The 18,456-nt window shown below is 37.1% G+C and carries 17 protein-coding genes; 6 read left to right on the top strand and 11 right to left on the bottom strand.

Translation table 11 applies throughout. The annotated features are described in order from the left end of the window. Positions 1-118 precede the first annotated feature (118 nt). Positions 119-1,690, top strand: a complete 1,572-nt coding sequence (murJ, locus tag HSM_RS03790) for a murein biosynthesis integral membrane protein MurJ (protein WP_012341567.1) — start codon at positions 119-121, stop codon at positions 1,688-1,690. Between the two features lie 161 nt (positions 1,691-1,851). Here murJ and ftsY read toward each other — a convergent pair whose 3' ends face one another. Next, the gene (ftsY, locus tag HSM_RS03785; protein WP_012341565.1) at positions 1,852-3,195 is read right to left on the bottom strand and encodes a signal recognition particle-docking protein FtsY; all 1,344 of its coding nucleotides are present in this window, start codon (positions 3,193-3,195) and stop codon (positions 1,852-1,854) included. Between the two features lie 63 nt (positions 3,196-3,258). On the opposite strand from ftsY, the gene rsmD reads away from it, so the two are divergent. Next, a complete protein-coding gene (rsmD, locus tag HSM_RS03780) occupies positions 3,259-3,861 on the top strand; it encodes a 16S rRNA (guanine(966)-N(2))-methyltransferase RsmD (RefSeq protein ID WP_012341564.1) in 603 nt (200 codons plus the stop codon). Here rsmD and dprA read toward each other — a convergent pair. Next, complete coding sequence (gene dprA / locus HSM_RS03775; protein WP_012341563.1) at positions 3,844-4,950, bottom strand: DNA-processing protein DprA; 1,107 nt, start codon at positions 4,948-4,950, stop codon at positions 3,844-3,846. The genes rsmD and dprA overlap by 18 nt on opposite strands. Positions 4,951-5,184: 234 nt before the next feature. Here dprA and tsaD point away from each other — a divergent pair, with 234 nt between their 5' ends. The 4 genes from tsaD (at position 5,185) to proA (ending at position 8,960) form a co-directional block, all read left to right on the top strand. Continuing rightward, a complete protein-coding gene (gene tsaD / locus HSM_RS03770) occupies positions 5,185-6,213 on the top strand; it encodes a tRNA (adenosine(37)-N6)-threonylcarbamoyltransferase complex transferase subunit TsaD (RefSeq protein ID WP_012341562.1) in 1,029 nt (342 codons plus the stop codon). A 61-nt stretch (positions 6,214-6,274) separates the two neighbouring features. Next, on the top strand, positions 6,275-6,862 hold the full coding sequence (locus HSM_RS03765; protein ID WP_012341561.1) for a thymidine kinase: 588 nt from the start codon (positions 6,275-6,277) through the stop codon (positions 6,860-6,862). A 160-nt stretch (positions 6,863-7,022) separates the two neighbouring features. Beyond that, positions 7,023-7,694, top strand: a complete 672-nt coding sequence (locus HSM_RS03760; RefSeq protein WP_012341560.1) for a trimeric intracellular cation channel family protein — start codon at positions 7,023-7,025, stop codon at positions 7,692-7,694. Between the two features lie 9 nt (positions 7,695-7,703). Beyond that, complete coding sequence (gene proA, locus HSM_RS03755) at positions 7,704-8,960, top strand: glutamate-5-semialdehyde dehydrogenase (protein ID WP_012341559.1); 1,257 nt, start codon at positions 7,704-7,706, stop codon at positions 8,958-8,960. Between the two features lie 155 nt (positions 8,961-9,115). Here proA and HSM_RS03750 read toward each other — a convergent pair whose 3' ends face one another. From HSM_RS03750 to HSM_RS03710, 9 genes are all read right to left on the bottom strand, one after another. Then, entirely contained in the window at positions 9,116-10,561 is a 1,446-nt protein-coding gene (locus tag HSM_RS03750; protein ID WP_012341558.1) for an NAD-dependent succinate-semialdehyde dehydrogenase, read from the bottom strand. A 57-nt stretch (positions 10,562-10,618) separates the two neighbouring features. Further along, on the bottom strand, positions 10,619-11,230 hold the full coding sequence (locus HSM_RS03745; protein ID WP_012341557.1) for a YfgM family protein: 612 nt from the start codon (positions 11,228-11,230) through the stop codon (positions 10,619-10,621). A gap of 10 nt (positions 11,231-11,240) precedes the next feature. Next, positions 11,241-12,518: a histidine--tRNA ligase gene (gene hisS, locus HSM_RS03740; protein WP_012341556.1), complete on the bottom strand. Its 1,278-nt coding sequence runs from the start codon at positions 12,516-12,518 to the stop codon at positions 11,241-11,243. A 12-nt stretch (positions 12,519-12,530) separates the two neighbouring features. Further along, positions 12,531-13,637 (bottom strand): flavodoxin-dependent (E)-4-hydroxy-3-methylbut-2-enyl-diphosphate synthase, encoded by a 1,107-nt coding sequence (gene ispG, locus HSM_RS03735; protein ID WP_011608560.1) that lies wholly within the window; start codon positions 13,635-13,637, stop codon positions 12,531-12,533. Positions 13,638-13,643: 6 nt separating this feature from the next. After that, the gene (locus HSM_RS03730) at positions 13,644-14,600 is read right to left on the bottom strand and encodes a RodZ domain-containing protein (RefSeq protein WP_012341554.1); all 957 of its coding nucleotides are present in this window, start codon (positions 14,598-14,600) and stop codon (positions 13,644-13,646) included. Positions 14,601-14,686: 86 nt separating this feature from the next. Next, positions 14,687-16,543, bottom strand: a complete 1,857-nt coding sequence (locus tag HSM_RS03725) for an ATP-binding protein (protein WP_012341553.1) — start codon at positions 16,541-16,543, stop codon at positions 14,687-14,689. Between the two features lie 12 nt (positions 16,544-16,555). After that, positions 16,556-17,440 carry a c-type cytochrome biogenesis protein CcmI gene (ccmI, locus tag HSM_RS03720; protein ID WP_012341552.1) on the bottom strand — a complete coding sequence of 295 codons (885 nt, stop codon included), beginning with the start codon at positions 17,438-17,440 and terminating at the stop codon, positions 16,556-16,558. 3 nt (positions 17,441-17,443) lie between these two features. Further along, positions 17,444-17,911, bottom strand: coding sequence for a cytochrome c-type biogenesis protein (locus HSM_RS03715; protein WP_178384339.1), 468 nt, complete (start codon positions 17,909-17,911; stop codon positions 17,444-17,446). Then, positions 17,911-18,456: a DsbE family thiol:disulfide interchange protein gene (locus HSM_RS03710; RefSeq protein WP_012341550.1), complete on the bottom strand. Its 546-nt coding sequence runs from the start codon at positions 18,454-18,456 to the stop codon at positions 17,911-17,913. The genes HSM_RS03715 and HSM_RS03710 overlap by 1 nt, the downstream gene beginning before the upstream one ends.

Genomic DNA, 18,456 nt, shown 5'->3' with positions numbered 1-18,456 from the left:
TAGTTGTTGAGCCTAGTTACGATGTAGGCGGAATTCTAACAGTTTTTTCGTTTGGAATATAGCTTAAAAACAAAATTTATATACAATTAAGCCAATTTTTCATGAAAGGAAACTTATTTTGAGCAAAAAATTATTGAAATCAGGCATTATCGTCAGTGCAATGACTTTGTTATCACGTATCTTAGGTTTAATTCGTGATGTTATTACTGCACAAATATTAGGTGCAGGTGTAGTGGCGGATGTTTTTTTATTTGCTAATCGCATTCCAAATTTTTTAAGACGTTTATTTGCCGAAGGTGCTTTTTCACAAGCCTTTGTACCAGTTTTAGCAGAATACCAAAAATCAGGCGATTTAAGTAAAACTAGAGAATTTATAGGTAAAGTATCAGGTACTTTGGGCGGATTGGTTTCAGTAGTGACCTTATTAGCAATGCTTTTTTCTCCTGTAATTACGGCGATCTTTGGCACAGGTTGGTTTATTGATTGGCTAAATGACAGCTCCAATGCAATAAAATTTGAACAAGCCTCTTTACTCCTCAAAATTACTTTCCCTTATTTATGGTTTATCACTTTTGTGGCGTTATCTGGTGCAATTTTAAATACCATCGGTAAATTTGGCGTGATGTCTTTTTCGCCCGTTCTTCTCAATATAGCTATGATTTGCACCGCTCTTTTTCTCGCTCCTCGATTAGAAAGTCCCGATCTTGCTCTTGCTATCGGGATCTTTATTGGCGGCTTGCTACAATTTCTCTTTCAAATTCCTTTTTTAAAACAAGCCGGATTTTTAACAAAACCTCAATGGGCTTGGCATGATGAGGGCGTAAAAAAAATAAGAACCTTGATGATTCCGGCACTATTCGGTGTTTCTGTAAATCAAATAAATCTTCTATTGGATACTTTTATTGCCAGTTTTTTAATGACTGGATCAATTAGCTGGCTTTATTACTCAGATCGCTTATTAGAATTTCCTCTCGGTTTATTTGGTATTGCGATTTCAACCGTTATTCTTCCAACTCTATCTCGACATTATGTTAATCGTACAGATAACATTGAAAAAAGTGCGGTTGATTTTCGTCAAACAATGGATTGGGGCGTCAGAATGATCTTATTATTTGGCATTCCGGCAATGATTGGCATTGCTGTTTTGGCACAACCGATGTTATTGGTACTGTTCATGCGTGGGAAATTTTCATTTTCTGATGTGCAAGCCGCCTCTTATTCCCTTTGGGCATTTAACGCCGGATTGTTGAGTTTTATGCTGATTAAAATTTTAGCCAATGGCTATTATGCTCGGCAAGATACCCAAACTCCGGTAAAAATCGGAATTATTGCTATGGTAAGTAATATGGGATTTAATTTACTCGCTATCCCGTTCAGTTATATTGGATTGGCTATCGCTTCAGCAATGTCAGCAACACTGAATGCTTACTTGCTTTATCGAGGATTAGCTAAAGCGGATATTTACCATTTTACTCGACAAAGTGCGGTCTTTTTTGTCAAAGTTTTAATCTCTGCGATCATTATGGGAATGGTTATTTGGTATTATTCACCAGCACTCAGTCTCTGGAAACAAATGACCTTTTTCACTCGTGTACATTGGCTGGGCTGGCTGATTTTCGTCGCTGTGATAACTTATTTTGTGATGTTAATATTGTTGGGCATCCGAAAACATCATCTTATTTCTAAGTAATGTTAAGTAAAATGATTTAAAACTAGATTGAATTCATATAAAAAATACCGCACTTCCTATCATTAGAGGCATAGTCAACGATAGTATAGAATTTCCTACGTTTTATGCTAAATAATAACTTGCCATCTAAGATGATCATTCTAAGATTTGTATTTCAACATTTACTCTTCTTGTACAAAAAGTGCGTCAATAAATTCATCTGCTTGGAATGGGCGTAAATCATCGATTTTCTCACCGACACCAATATAGCGAATAGGTAAATTAAATTGATCTGCAATCGCAAAAATAACACCGCCTTTTGCTGTTCCATCCAACTTGGTTAGACTAATACCCGTTAATCCTACCGCTTCATTGAACAATTTCGCTTGACTAATTGCATTTTGTCCCGTTCCACTATCAAGAGTTAGCATGATTTCATGCGGTGCTGTTTCATCACATTTTTTTATCACACGAACAATTTTTTTCAACTCATCCATCAGGTTATTTTTATTCTGCAAACGCCCAGCCGTATCCGCAATAAGTACATCAATATTACGTGCCGCTGCCGATTGCATAGCATCAAAAATGACAGAAGCAGAATCTGACCCTGTACTTTGTGCAATAACAGGAATCTGGTTACGTTCTCCCCAAACTTGAAGCTGCTCAACAGCCGCAGCACGGAACGTATCTCCTGCCGCCAACATAACGGATTTGCCTTGCCTTTGGAATTGATTAGCCAATTTGCCGATTGTAGTGGTTTTACCCACACCATTTACACCAACCATCAAGATAACATAAGGTTTTTTACTGTTATCAAGTTGTAAAGGTTGCTCGACCGGTTTTAAAATATCGGCTAATTCCACTTTAAGTTGTTGATAAAGTAAATCTGCCTCTTGCAATTGTTTACGGCTTGCATGCTGAATTAAATTATTGATGATTTTTGTCGTAGTTGGCACACCGATATCAGCGATCAATAGTTGTTCTTCTAACTCCTCAAATAACTCGTCATCAATTTTCTTGCCCAAAAACAAACTGCGGAAACCGATACCGATATTTTGCTTGGTTTTTAATAATCCTTTGACTAAACGACTAAAAAAACCATTTTCAGCCGGTTTTTCTTGTTCTTGCGGTATTACTTCTTTTACCGATGTAATCGTTGTTTCCTCTCGCTGCTCCTTATTGATAGCCTGATATGTTGTATCCTCTTCAATAAAAATATCTGTTTTTTCAACCGCACTTTCTATTTCTATTACAGTATTTTGAGACAGTTCCCGTTCATGAAGTGAGTATTCTTTTACCTCTTGCTCCTGTAAATGAGCGGATAAAACCAAGTCTGATGAAGTGTCATCAATATGCTCTGGTTCTTTTATAACCTGCTCTATATTCGAAGTAGATTCTTGCTCGCTTGCAACACTTTCCTGTTGTCCTGATTGTTGCTCCGGTTGCTGTTCTGATATCGAATCTTCTGTTTTCTGCCCCAATCCTAACCAAGACCAAAATCTACCTTTTTTCTTTTCTTCTGACATAAAATTGCTCACTTTTCTGTTAAAATCACGAAACTGCATTTAGTTTATCATAATTAATTTTTAATGAAAAAAAATCAACCAAACCGTATACAAGAGAAAAACAAAGGGGAAGTCAGAATTATTGCCGGACTTTGGCGTGCCAGAAAATTACCTGTTTTGAATTCTACAGGTTTAAGACCAACAGGAGATCGTGTTAAGGAAACTTTATTCAATTGGCTAATGCCTCATATCGTTGATTCCAATTGTTTAGACTGCTTTGCCGGAAGCGGTTCTCTCGGCTTTGAAGCACTTTCACGCCAAGCAAAAAATGTTACATTCCTTGAATTAGACAAAACAATAGCTAATCAACTCAATAAAAATGTCGCTATATTAAAATGTACCAATGCAAACGTTATTAATCAAAATAGTTTGCACTATTTAAACAAAACTCAAACCGAACCGCACTTTGATATTGTTTTTATTGATCCTCCTTTCTACTTTAATCTTGCTGAACAAGCCATTAAGTTACTAGTACAGCATAATTGGTTACATGCCAATGCACTTATTTATGTGGAAACAGAACGAGAAAAAAGCTTAACAACGCCTGCAAATTGGCAATTATTAAAAGAAAAAAACACAAAACAAGTCAGTTATCGCTTATATCAACATTTAAGTCCGTCGATATAACCCTTTTTCAGCAATAACGAGATCTTGCAATTCAAGTTCTAACAGCTGTATCAATAAGGTATCTACACTTAATCCGCTTTTATTTGATAATTCATCAAGCCCTACCGGCGTATATCCAATATGGGCATAGAGTTCAGGATAAGTCGGTGAAGCAGGTAACTTATAAGCCGGCGGAAATTGCGTTTCTATCTGTTTTGCTGTTAGTTGACGTTCATAATGCATAAAAGGCGATAAATTTTCTACAATATCTGCAACATTCTCTACTAACAATGCACCGTCTTTTATTAATCTATGACACCCTTGACTATACTCATTTTGAATTTGCCCCGGAAGTGCAAAAACTTCTCTATTTTGTTCTAAAGCATAACGTGCAGTAATGAGTGAACCGCTTTTTTCTGTTGCCTCAACCACTAAAACACCTTTAGAAAGTCCGCTAATAATGCGATTACGTTGAGGAAAATGTTGTGGCTTGGGAGGCTGATGAGGTAAAAATTCTGACACTAACGCACCGCCATAATCTAGCATTTGTTGTGCTAATTTTTTATGTTGTTTGGGATACAACTCTTCCAAACCTCCCCCTAATACCCCGATAGTTTGTCCTTGAATATCCACAACAGCCTGATGACAAAAACCGTCTATCCCTAAAGCCAGTCCACTGGTAATAACAAAACCAGCAAGGAACAATTCCGTTGCAAAATACTTTGCCCAATACTCGCCATAATGTGAGCAATGACGGCTTCCTACAATAGCAACTTGTTGTTGAGCAAGTATTTCCGGATTGCCTTTGATAAATAACAAAGGGGGAGCACCTATGGTTTGCTTTAATAAATAAGGGTAATTCTCTTGATAAAAATTCATCAAATAATGTCCCTTTTTGCTTGCCCAAAATAATGCAGGTTCAATATATCTAAGATCCGGATACAACCACCTATTTATCTGTTCAGGTTTCCAGCCTAAATAATGAAACGCAACATCATCATAATCCTCTAATGTTTTTAAATCGATGTGCGATAAAAGTTGAGTTATTCCGGACGCTCCCAACTTCGGCACTTGTAACAAACGCAGTAACAGCTCATTCCGGTTATCCATATTTTTCCTATTGTTCCGTACTCATAACTGGTAAGAGGTTAATACAAAAAAATTCATTTAGAAAATAAGCAAGCTAATTTTGCGAGATATGTCGAAAAAATAAAAAAATTCTAAAAAATACCGCACTTTTAAATACCGCACTTTTTCTCTTAAAAAAATCAATACGCTAGTTTAATTTAAGTAAAAAAGGTAGAATCTACTCTATTTCGAAATTCAATAAAGAAGAGAAACAAAATGCGTATTCTAGGCATAGAAACATCTTGTGATGAAACAGGCGTTGCCATTTACGATGAAGAAAAAGGATTGATTGCCAATCAACTGTATACTCAAATTGCTTTACATGCTGATTATGGCGGTGTTGTCCCTGAATTAGCGTCTCGTGATCATATCCGTAAAACCGCACCATTAATTCAGGCGGCTTTACAACAAGCGGGATTAGAAGCAAAAGACATTGATGGCATAGCTTACACTTGTGGACCGGGATTGGTGGGTGCACTTTTAGTAGGTTCAACAATTGCACGCTCGCTTGCCTATGCTTGGAACATTAAAGCTATTGGTGTACATCATATGGAAGGGCATTTACTTGCCCCTATGTTAGAAAATAATCCCCCAAAATTTCCTTTCGTAGCGTTATTAGTATCCGGCGGACATACACAGCTTGTTCGTGTTAATGCTGTAGGGCAATATGAATTACTGGGAGAAAGTATTGACGATGCTGCCGGTGAAGCATTTGATAAAACGGCAAAATTATTAGGATTGGATTACCCTGGAGGGAGTGTACTTTCACGTTTGGCAGAACAGGGGAATCCCGAACGTTTTTTCTTTCCTCGTCCTATGACAGATCGCCCCGGCTTAGATTTTAGTTTTTCAGGTTTAAAAACTTTTGCCGCCAATACAATTAATCAAGCAATTAAACAAGAAGGTGAACTCACTGAACAAACTAAAGCAGATATCGCCTACGCATTCCAACAAGCAGTAGTAGATACGTTAGCAATTAAATGTCGTCGAGCTTTAAAAGAAACAGGCTTTAAACGCTTAGTCATTGCAGGCGGTGTGAGTGCAAATAAACAATTACGTCAATCTTTAGCGGATATGATGAAACAATTAAAAGGAGAGGTCTTTTACCCTCAACCTCAATTTTGTACAGATAACGGTGCAATGATTGCTTACGTCGGTTTTTTGCGTCTAAAACAAGGTGAATATTCACCTTTGGAAATTGACGTTAAACCCCGCTGGGCAATGACTGAACTGAAAGCAATTTAAGATAAATAATGGAAAAATCAAACTTAATATATATTATTTCCGGCGGTTGGGTATTAACATAATGGCAAAACTATATTTTTATTATTCCACGATGAATGCGGGGAAATCTACAACCTTATTACAATCGGATTATAACTATCGTGAACGTAACATGAATACGTTAGTTTATACAACTGCCATCGACGATCGTTTTGGTAAAGGTAAAGTGAGTTCACGTATTGGCATTCATAGACAAGCGAATTTATTTCATAAAGACACTGATCTTTTTACTGAAATAGCACTGCATATTAAGCAACAAAAATTACATTGTATTTTAATTGATGAAGCTCAGTTTTTAACGAAAGCACAAGTCTATCAACTAAGCAATGTGGTAGATGAACTCAATATTCCGGTATTATGCTATGGTCTGCGTACAGATTTCCAAGCAGAATTATTCGAAGGAAGCAAATATCTGTTGGCTTGGGCAGATCAACTTGAAGAATTGAAAACTATTTGTTACTGCGGACGTAAAGCTAATTTTGTTTTACGCTTAAATGAACAAGGTAAAGCAGTCAAAGACGGTGAGCAAATTCAAATTGGCGGAAATGATAGTTATATGTCGGTATGCCGTAAACATTATAAAGAAATACTTTATTCTTCTAATGAATAATCCTTGCTAAATTTGATGATATGAGAATTTCTTTTTTATCCGGTTAAATTTTCCTTGCAATAAATCCGCCTAACTTCTTGGGTTAGCTCAAAAATAACATTGTTTCTTTGTTCTATGCACTCTAAAATAGTAATCCTTTTACCGCACTTTAAGGACACTTATGTTACTGAGTATTCTCTATATTATCGGCATTACAGCAGAAGCGATAACCGGAGCATTGGCTGCCGGACGAGAAAAAATGGATATTTTTGGGGTTATTATTATTGCTTCAATGACAGCCATCGGTGGAGGATCGATTCGGGATATCTTGCTCGGGCATTATCCCTTGGGTTGGGTTAAAAACCCACATTATTTCTTGATTGTTACCGGAGCGGCTATACTCACTGTTTTTATAGCTCCTTTTATCAAACACTTTATACGCTACTTCCGTACCATTTTTTTGGTCTTAGATGCACTAGGATTGATCGTATTTTCCATTATTGGTGCTCAAATTGCTTTGGACATGGGGCATGGTTTTACTGTTACCTGTATAGCCGCTATCGTTACGGGAGCCTTTGGTGGTGTATTACGAGATTCGCTCTGTAACCGCATTCCTTTAGTGTTCCAAAAAGAGCTTTATGCCAGTGTTGCATTATTAGCTACCGGTATTTATGTTGGCTTACAACAATTACAGATTAATCAAAATTTGGTCATTATTATTACGTTAATTAGTGGCTTCATTATTCGTTTGCTCGCCATTTATTTCGAATGGGGATTGCCTATTTTTGATTATCAAGAGCAAGGAGCAGAAAAAGTCAAAACGCATGATAAATTACCTAAAAAAACAAAATAAGGATATTGTATGAGTTTAAAAGAAATGGGAAAAAATGCTAAACAAGCCGCTACGATTTTGGCTCAACTTTCTCAACAACAAAAAAATACCGCCTTACAAATTATCGCTGAACAATTGGAATTACAAAGCGATAAAATTCTTGTAGAAAATGCTAAGGATATTCAGCTGGCAAAAGAAAATGGATTATCTGATGCAATTATCGATCGCCTCTTACTCACCAAGGAACGCATAAATAGTATCGCAAAAGATGTTCGTCATATTATTTCATTGTCGGATCCTATCGGACAAATCATTGATGGCGGTATTTTAGAAAGTGGTACAAAATTAGAACGAGTTCGTGTGCCTTTAGGTGTTATTGGTGTAATTTATGAAGCTCGTCCAAATGTAACCGTCGATGTTGCAACACTTTGTTTAAAAACAAGTAATGCCGTTATCTTACGAGGCGGAAAAGAAACCAATTATTCCAATAAAATTTTGGTAAAAGTAATTCAAGATGCGTTGGAGCAAACCGGATTACCTAAAAATGCGGTACAAGCTATTACCGATCCGGATCGAAACTTCGTATTAGAATTACTTAAATTGGATAAATATGTGGATATGATTATTCCTCGTGGCGGTGCGGGTTTACATGAGTTTTGCAAACAAAACTCTACAATCCCGGTCATTATTGGCGGTGTTGGGGTTTGCCATGTATTTGTGGAGGAAAGTGCGGAGCAAGATAAAGCCTTGGCTGTAATCGACAATGCTAAAACTCAACGTCCGAGTACATGCAACACCTTAGAAACTCTGCTAGTGCAAGAAAGTATCGCCACAGAATTTTTACCTAAGCTTGTCGCTCATTTGAAACACAAAAATGTAAAATATCACGCAGATCCGACCGCACTTTCAATATTGGAAAAACAAAATGCAGAAGTATCTATTGTACAAGAACAACAGCTACGTCAAGAATGGGGTTCATTGGATTTAAATGTTGTTATTGTCAAAGATATTCAACAAGCCATTGCACATATTACCGAGTACGGCACACAACATTCAGAAGCAATTTTAACGTCATCACCAAGACTTGCTCACCAATTTGTTTCCCTTGTGGATGCTGCCGCAGTTTATGTTAATGCTAGCACAAGATTTACTGATGGTGGACAATTCGGTTTAGGGGCAGAAGTGGCGGTTAGTACACAAAAATTACACGCTCGAGGCCCAATGGGATTGGAAGCACTTACCACCTACAAATGGGTTTGTTCAGGCGACTATACTGTGCGTCAATAATTATCATAAGGGGCAATAGCCCCTTTCCTTAACTAAAAGGAATTTACTGATGTCTAATCTCGCAGTTTCAAAACTTGTAATTGCCGATCCTAATACACGTGTTGTCGTACTTTCCACCTCAGCAGGGATAATCAATTGACTTGTTGCATTGTAAACTAAACTTTCATACACAAATACTTCATTTCTAAAAACTCATCCAGTCCGTGACGAGAGCCTTCTCTACCCAAGCCCGATTGCTTAACTCCACCAAACGGAGAGACTTCATTGGAAATAATGCCTTCATTAACTCCAACTAATCCGCATTCCAATTCTTCCGAAAGTCGCCAAATACGACTGAAATCTTGTGTATACACATACGCAGCTAAACCGAACTCGCTATCATTTGCCATGCTAATTGCTTGTTCTTCCGTATCGAAAGGAATCAACGCTGCCAGAGGGGAAAAAGTTTCTTCATGGCAAACTAACATATCTTGCGACACATTTTCTAAAATAGTTGGTTCAAAAAAAGTTCCTCCTAGAGAATGGCGTTGCCCACCTAAAGTTAAAATTGCACCTTTGCTTAACGCATCCTCAATGTGTCGTTCAATTTTTCGTACCGCACTTTCATTAATTAACGGTCCAATATTTACCGCCTCTTGCTGAAAATCGCCTACGATAAATGATCGCACTTTTTGTTTTAATTTATCAGCAAACGCACGATAAATCTCCGACTGCACATAAATTCGATTAGTACAAATACAGGTTTGCCCTGAGTTGCGGAATTTTGAGGCTATAACAGAATCGACGGTTCTGTCTAAATCTGCATCATTAAAAATCAAAGATGGTGCATTTCCCCCTAATTCAAGACTTATTTTTTTCACCGTATCGGCACATTGCTGCATTAAAATTTTGCCAATTTTAGTCGAACCGGTAAACGTTAATTTACGTACATCAGTACTTCGAGTTAAAACACTTCCGACTTCTTCTGCATATACTGTCGGTAAAACGTTAAATATACCTTTCGGTATACCCGCTTGCTCGGCTAATGCTGCCAATGCTAAAGCGGATAAAGGCGTTTCCGGTGCAGGTTTAATAATAATGGCACACCCTGCAGCCAGTGCCGGAGCGGCTTTTCGTGTGATCATTGCATTTGGAAAATTCCAAGGTGTTATTGCAGCAACTACCCCTACCGGTTGTTTAATCACCAGTAAGCGATTTTCTTCCCGCACTTGGGGGATAATCTCACCATAAGCACGTTTAGCCTCCTCGGAAAACCATTCAACAAAACTTGCACCGTAAGCAATCTCAGCTCGACTTTCACTAAGCGGTTTCCCTTGTTCTAAACTTAATAAATATGCAAGACTTTCCTGATGTTGCATAATCAGTTCAAACCATTTCTTTAAAATTTTCGACCGCTCTTTTGCGGTATATTTTTTCCAATGTACTTGTGCTTGTTTTGCACTTTTAATCGCTAATTCTGTTTCCTCTTTACCACAACAGGTAATTTCACAAATAACCTGTTGATTAGCAGGGTTTATCACGGGAAAAGTGCGGTGATTTTTGGCAGAAATAAATTCTCCATTAATATAGGCTTGTGTTTTCAATAAGTGTTGAATATTCATGATAAATAACTTCCTATAAAAAAGCCTTGAGGTATCAAGGCTTCAATAATTAGACAATTACAGACTATTTAATCTGACTTGGATGAATGATTTTTCCCAAGATGTGGCTTTTGTTAGTGCTTGTTCAAAATTATCCTTTGCTATCTCTTTATTGCCTTTTGCCAACTGTATATCACCGGACAATAACAACTTGCTAACATCCCAAGATTGACCTTTAACTTGATTAAGACTTGCTAAAGCCTCATCAAACTTTTGTAACTGATATTGAACTGTGGCTAGCCGAATTGCGGTAATTGACATTAAAATATCATCACTCGTATTCACAATAGCCTGCTTTAATGTTTCCTCTGCTTGCACAAAATTTTGTTGACTGACTTCAAGTTTAGCTTTATCTAACAAGGCAAACACAGCATAAGTTGTTTCTCCATTTTCTTGCACAAACCGATCCAGCTGAGCATTGTAGATGCTTTGATTTTCGGCACTGCTGATCAGTTCATCATATTGTGCAGAAAGTGTTTGTTTTTTCGTTGTTTGGTAATCTTGCCAATAACGCCAACCAAATACGCCTGAAAAGGCAAGAAGCACAATTACAATAATAGATTTGTAATTTTCTTTCCACCAAGTCTTTAATTCATTCAGTTCTTGTTCTTCTTCGATTGTATAAGCCATTTTAGTATCCTTATTGAGTAATTGCTTGTTTTAAGTAAATAACTACATCTGTTAATGCCAAGCTCAATTGCTCGGCACCACCCAGTAAATCTTTTACGACAACCTGCTGTGTTTTCACCTCAGTTTCGCCAATCACTAGAGCAAATTTTGCACCAACTTTATCCGCACGTTTAAATTGTTTCTTAAAGTTACCGCCACCACAATGTGTCATTGTGCGTAAATGCGGTAATTCCGTACGAATTTTTTCAGCTAACTGGAATGCAGGTAAAGTCGTTTTTTCACCAAAATAAACCACATAAATATCTACCGCACTTGGTAAAACGATTTGCTTATTCACTTCTTGCACCAGTAAAACCAAGCGTTCCAATCCCATAGCAAAACCCACACTACAAGTTGCATGACCGCCAAGTTGTTCGACTAAACCGTCATAACGACCGCCGCCACAAACTGTACCCTGTGCCCCCAAAGCGGAAGTTACCCATTCAAACACCGTTTTATTGTAGTAATCTAAACCTCGAACCAATTTAGGATTGATTTCATATTGAATACCGACGGCATCTAATAAATCGCATAGTTGGCTAAAATGTTCTCGACTCTCTTGATCTAAATAATCCAATAATTTCGGTGCATCATTTAATACTTCTTGTAGCACCTGATTCTTCGTATCTAAAATACGTAGTGGATTTTTCACTAAACGTTCTTTTTCTTCCTCACTTAATAGATCCATATGTTGCTGTAAAAATTCCACTAATGCAGAACGGTAATTTTGTCGAGACTCAAGAGAACCGATAGAATTAAGTTGTAACGTTACATGATCAAAAATACCCAGCTGTTTCCATAAACGAGCAGTTAATAAAATCAATTCAGCATCAATTTCCGGATTCGCTATACCAAACACTTCTACACCGACTTGATGGAATTGACGATAACGTCCTTTTTGCGGACGCTCATGACGAAACATAGGTCCCATATACCAAAGACGTTGTTCATTATTGTAAATCCAGCCATGCTCAATTGCCGCACGCACACATCCGGCAGTACCTTCTGGCCGTAAAGTTAATTGTTCATCGTTATCCCAAAATGTGTACATTTCCTTTGATACAACATCTGTTACTTCACCAATAGCACGAGCAAATAAAGGGGTACTTTCTACGATAGGCATTCGAACTTCAGAATAACCATAAGTTTGTAAAACCGACCGCACTTTTTCTTCTACCCACTGCCACAAGAGACTTTCAGTAGGTGAACAATCGTTCATGCCTCGAATTGCTTGAATTGTTTTTGCCACAATATTCTTCCTTTAGATAATTCTGTTTTTTGGATCTTGCTGTGCGACTTTCGCACGAATTTTTGCCTCTAACTGATTAATTAAATCCTCATTATCAAAGCGTTCTTTTTGACGTTTTCCATCTAAATAATAACCGCTCTTTTTATTACCGCCTGTTACTCCAAGATCTGAAATTAACGCTTCGCCTGGTCCGTTCACCACACAACCGATAATGGATACGTCCATTGGTGTAACAATATCTTCCAAACGTTGCTCAAGTGCATTGACGGTGCCAATCACATCAAACTCCTGACGAGAGCAAGTCGGACAGGCAATAAAATTAATGCCGTGAGAACGAATACGTAGAGATTTTAAAATATCAAAACCGACCTTGATTTCTTCGACAGGATCGGCTGCTAAAGAAACGCGTAATGTATCGCCAATGCCTTCCGCTAAAAGCATCCCCAAACCGACCGCACTTTTTACCGCACCGGCACGTGCTCCACCGGCTTCGGTAATTCCTAAATGCAGTGGTTGTTTAATTGCTTTTGCCAATAAGCGATAGCTTTCTACCGCAAGAAAGACATCCGAGGCTTTCACACTAACCTTAAACTGATCGAAGTTCAAACGATCTAAAATTTCCACATGACGTAACGCACTTTCCAGCAAAGCCTCCGGTGTAGGTTCGCCATATTTTTCCTGTAGATCTTTTTCTAAAGATCCTGCATTAACACCTATACGAATAGGGATATTTTTGTCCTTCGCACAATCAACAACGGCACGAATACGATCTTCACGCCCAATATTACCGGGATTAATTCGCAAACAATCTACCCCATATTCCGCCACCTTAAGAGCAATACGATAATCAAAGTGGATGTCTGCAACTAACGGGATATTAACCTGCTGTTTAATTGATTTGAACGCCTCTGCCGCATCCATAGTAGGCACAGAAATACGCACAATATCAGCACCGACACGCTCCAATGCTTTAATTTGTGCCACTGTTGCTTCTATGTCAGTCGTTCTTGTATTGGTCATAGATTGTACGGCAATAGGTGCATCACCACCTATCGGTACATTTCCCACATAAATTTTTGTCGATTGACGACGATTAATAGTTGGTTTAAACGATGACATAATAATTTACTGTAATTTGAATTTAGCAACACGTCCGTCAACTTTTAATGGATAATGTTCACCTTTGTAAGTAATTTTAACATTGCTTGGGGCACCGATAATTAAAGAATAAGGTGATCCATCAGTAAAGACCAAAACTTCGCCTTGTTTATATTCTTTTTGTGCTAATACTTTATGTTTAGCGTCTTTAACACTAATCCAGCAACTGGCCCCGATAATTTCTATTTGCAAATCACCGCCGACAAAGGTTTCTGTATTTTTAACCGTTTTTTCAGTTTCTGATGTTTTGTTGCTCACTATTTCTTGTGGATTTTGTACCGCACTTTGCTCTTGCGTAGAAACTGAGGTCAACTTATTTTCTGCCATACTGTCTTTATTTACAACAGTAGTTTCATTAACAGAAACAACCTGTGGCTTTTCCACAGGGATCGTTAAATTTTTTTCAAGCACTTGATCCGCTTGAATTTCAATCCGCTCCGATGGTGCATTTTCTACATAATGTTGTACAAAAGTGTCACGTTCTTGATTTGATTTTTGGTAATTTCCCCACCACCATAACGCCGTCATACCGGATACAATCAACAACACCAATACCGTTACATAACCAATCCAACGCCCATGAGAAGAATGCCCATTTACCGCTTTCATCAAGCAAGTATTTTTACCTAAATTATGGCGTGTATTTTCCTCCACGGAGGAAATTGCTTTTGTCCATATTTCTTCCGGTATGCGTAGAAACTTCGCATAATTACGCACATAACCCTTCATGAAAGTTGTAGGAATGCTCTTATGTGTAAACTCATTATTTTCAAGAAGCTGTAAAATAGCGGGTCTTAAATTAATTTGTTTAGATACATCATCTAAAGACAACTGTAATTTTTCACGAGCCATGCGAAAACGCTCACCTAATAAAAGCTCATTATTGCTGGCAGTTTCTTCCAGTTTTTCAGTTAAATTTGTCATAATTATTCGAGTGTTAACTATATCAATGGCAAAGGCTCAAGTTTAAAGTTGTACTCCCCTTTTTGCAACTATTATTCCTTAATAAATTACAGATCATTCAACCAATCCTCTAATGCCGCCGTATCAACCAACCAATCATTTGCCAAGGTATTGATCCACTCATCGATATGCGTTTCCCAATTTTCGTGATTAGCATCTTGAGCCAAAGAGGCAACTTGCTGTAAACGAAGTAACCCGACGGATGCCGCCGCTCCCTTGATTTTATGTACATTAGAAAGTAAATCTTTTTTTACTGCACTATCCTGTTTATATTGTTCATAACTGTCTAATAATTCATTTACATAGCTTGGCATAGTTTGCTTAAATAATAATAGGTTTTTACCAATAAATTCTTTACCTAAAATATCATTCAGCTCAACCAACAGTTCCATATTAAGAACATCGGATAAAGCAGAAAACTCTACGAAAGAGGATTTTTTAATAATCTTTGTATTTAACTCATCACCGAAATAATCCGATAAACAATTTACTAACGCCTCTAAAGATAAAGGTTTACGTAAAACATCATCCATGCCTTGTTTTTGATATTCGGTTTTACTTTGCATAATATTAGCAGTCAATGCAATTAAAGGAGGGAGAAAATCATAAACACCTTGTTCATATTTTTCACGTAAATATTGTGCAATAGTAAATCCTGACATATCAGGCAATTGAATATCCAACAGCACCAAATCATAATAATTTTGCTCAAATTTTTGAATAGCCTCTTTACCGGTCATGGCAACGTCCACACAGTAACCTAATTTCTCCAATACGGATTTAGCTACAATAATATTTACCTCAATATCTTCAACTAATAGGATCGTCAATGTATTAGGCACATTAGATTCGCTTTCTGCCGGTTTTTCTACAGCTTTAGCCTGTAAAGTGAGCGTAAAGGTTGCCCCTTGATGCAATTGGCTTTCAACGGTTAAATCACCGCCCATTAAACCTGCTATTGCTTTAGACACAGCCAGACCGATACCACTACCGATAGGTTTATGATCGGTTTCTTGTACTTGATAATACATAGTAAAAATTTTATCCAACTCCCCTTTTGCTATCCCAACACCGGTATCAGATAACGCAAAAGAAAAAGTATCATCCGTCAAGCGAGAAACCTTCAGTTTTATTTTTCCGGCAGGTGTAAATTTCACTGCATTATTAATTAAATTCCATAATATCTGGCTTAATCTTGCGCTATCCAACATCAGCCAATCAGGTAAATCTTTATCGCACACCAATTCAAACTTTAATTTACGCTGTGCCGCCATTAATGTAGCAAAATTGGTAATATCATTTAAAAAGCTGCACAAATTAGTCGGTTGATAATGTAATTCTATACGATTGGCATCAATTTTTTCGAGATCAATAATATCACTAAAAATATGCGTCAAAGAAATAGCACTCACGTTAATCGTTTTAAGATAATTACGTTGTTGCTCTGTTAATTTGTCATCAAGCAAAATCTGGCTTAAGCCAATAATGCCATTCAAAGGGGTACGCAATTCATGACTGATTGTTGTCATAAGTGCGGTCTTATCTTGACTGGTTTTTTCAATCTCACTCAACGCAACCGATAACTTTCTTTCAGCAAGAATACGCTCTGATACCTCATTGCGTAAATTATCCACTAACTTCGCTAAATCAAGGCGTGATTTTTCCAATTTCTCTACCAATAACGTAAAAAAATATAAAACAAAAGGAGCTGAAAACAAACCAAAGATAATAGAACGAGCTACATCTTGCCAATAGATAGTTCCCATAAAAATTAAACTCACCACTATTTGTGTAAGCAAAGCAACCACTGCCAAAATACAAACACCTAATAGGGAAAATCTAATTCTTCCCAAGCGAATAACCCAATCCACATATTTTTGTGCAAAATACTTTAAATTTTTCATATATAACCGGTTTTATTTGCTATCTTCTTTGATAGCATCACGTGCTGTACGAATACTTTTTTCAATTAAAGGAACTCTTGGATCATTTTTCGGCATGAACCGAAGCATCATTGTCCAAGTTACAGCGGCTCTTTGATAATCTTCCGACTCAAAATACTGGAAAGCAAGCAAACTTAAGGCTTGCATATTAGTATGATCAATACGCAACACTTCTTTTAATAAATTCATCCCTCTTTGACGATCAATTTGATCTTGTGAAAACATCAAAATTCGAGCAAGTGATAGCTTATATTCAATATTCTGCGGTGCTAATTTATTGGCTTGAGAAAAACTATCAAAAGCAAGTTGTGCTTTTTCCAGATTCATTGCCACTTGTCCTAGCGTCCACCAATCAGCCGCATTATTGGGTTCTTTTTGTAATTTTAACCGCAGTGCAACAGCAAATTGTTGTAGCTCATTTTCATTTAGCGGTTTGTTTGCTTCCTCTTTTACTCTTGCATAAAAGTGCGGTAATTTTTCGTAAGTTTTTTCTAACATTATCTCAGATTGCCAAGAACCTACACTCATATAAGTTAAAGGAGCAATAATCGCTAAAGTCAAAAAACCGGAAATAAACCAAATTTGTCCGTATTGCTTATTGCTCTTCTCAACAGCCATTTTTTCAGGAATATCTTCCAACAACGTTTGTTGTAATTCTGTTTTAAACTCTTGACTATTTTCTAATAAACCGTATTGTTCGTCTTCCTCAATTTCTTTCAACCTATTGAAATAAAAGGCCTTATTTAATTCATCTCGTTTTAAATTGGTTGATTTTTCTGTCTTGTTTCTAAGCAGAGGATAAAAACAAATAAATGCAATAGCTAATGTTAATAAAAGGCAAATTACCCAGAAAATCATTTTTTATTCCCGTTCTTTTAATAATTCTTCTAAACGCTTTTGTTGTTCTTGAGTTAAATTTGGCTGAGCTTCTACCGCACTTTTGCTGGATGAACCAGATTTACGGCGTAGCACAATAACAACACCAAGAATCATCAAAGCCAAAGGAGCAATCCATAAAATGATTGTTGAACCTGTTACCGGCGGATTATAAGTCACAAAATTTCCATATCGTTCAACCATATAATCGATAATTTGTTGCTTATTTTGACCTTTTTGTAAAAGTTCATACACTTTTGCCCGCATATCTACAGCGATCGAAGCATTGGAATCAGCAATGTTGTTATTTTGACATTGAGGACAACGCAGTTCTTGAGTCAAGCTGTGATAATCTTTTTCTTGTTGCATAGAGGTAAAATTAAGTGCATCAATCGCAGCTTGTGCTGAAAAACTGAGAAAAAGTGCGGTCAGAAAATAACGTAATTTTGTCATCATTTTTTCTCACTTACTTGTTGATAAATTGGCTGTATTTTTTCTTTCCAGATACGTTCATTTATATCACCGGTATGGCGGTAATGAATAATCCCGTTTCCATCCACGATAAACGTTTCCGGAGTACCATAAACACCGAGATCCAGCCCAAAAGATCCTTTTTCATCTTTTACAATTACTTGATAAGGGTTACCTAACTTTTTGATCCATTTTATGGCTTTATCCGTTTTATCTTTATAATTAATGCCAATAATGTTAATACCTTGTTTATGAAGTTCATTGAGAAATTGATGTTCCGCATAACAAGTTGGACACCAAGTTGCCCAAACGTTGACGAGCAAAGGTTTACCCTGTTTGAATAGACGATTGTCATATTGCTTATCTGTCAGTAAATCAGTTAGCAGTTTATTTGGCACCGACTTACCTATTAAGGCACTTTCCAATGCTTTTGGATTATCGCTTTGTGCATTACGTTGCAGTTGCACAAAAAAAGCAAAGGCTAGTCCGAGGAATAAAATTAATGGTATATAAAGTTTTTTATTCAT

Source organism: Histophilus somni 2336 (assembly GCF_000019405.1).
GTDB classification, from domain to species: domain Bacteria; phylum Pseudomonadota; class Gammaproteobacteria; order Enterobacterales; family Pasteurellaceae; genus Histophilus; species Histophilus somni.
The sequence above is the reverse complement of the archived record's forward strand: the minus strand, read 5'-3'. Positions and strand labels throughout refer to the sequence as shown.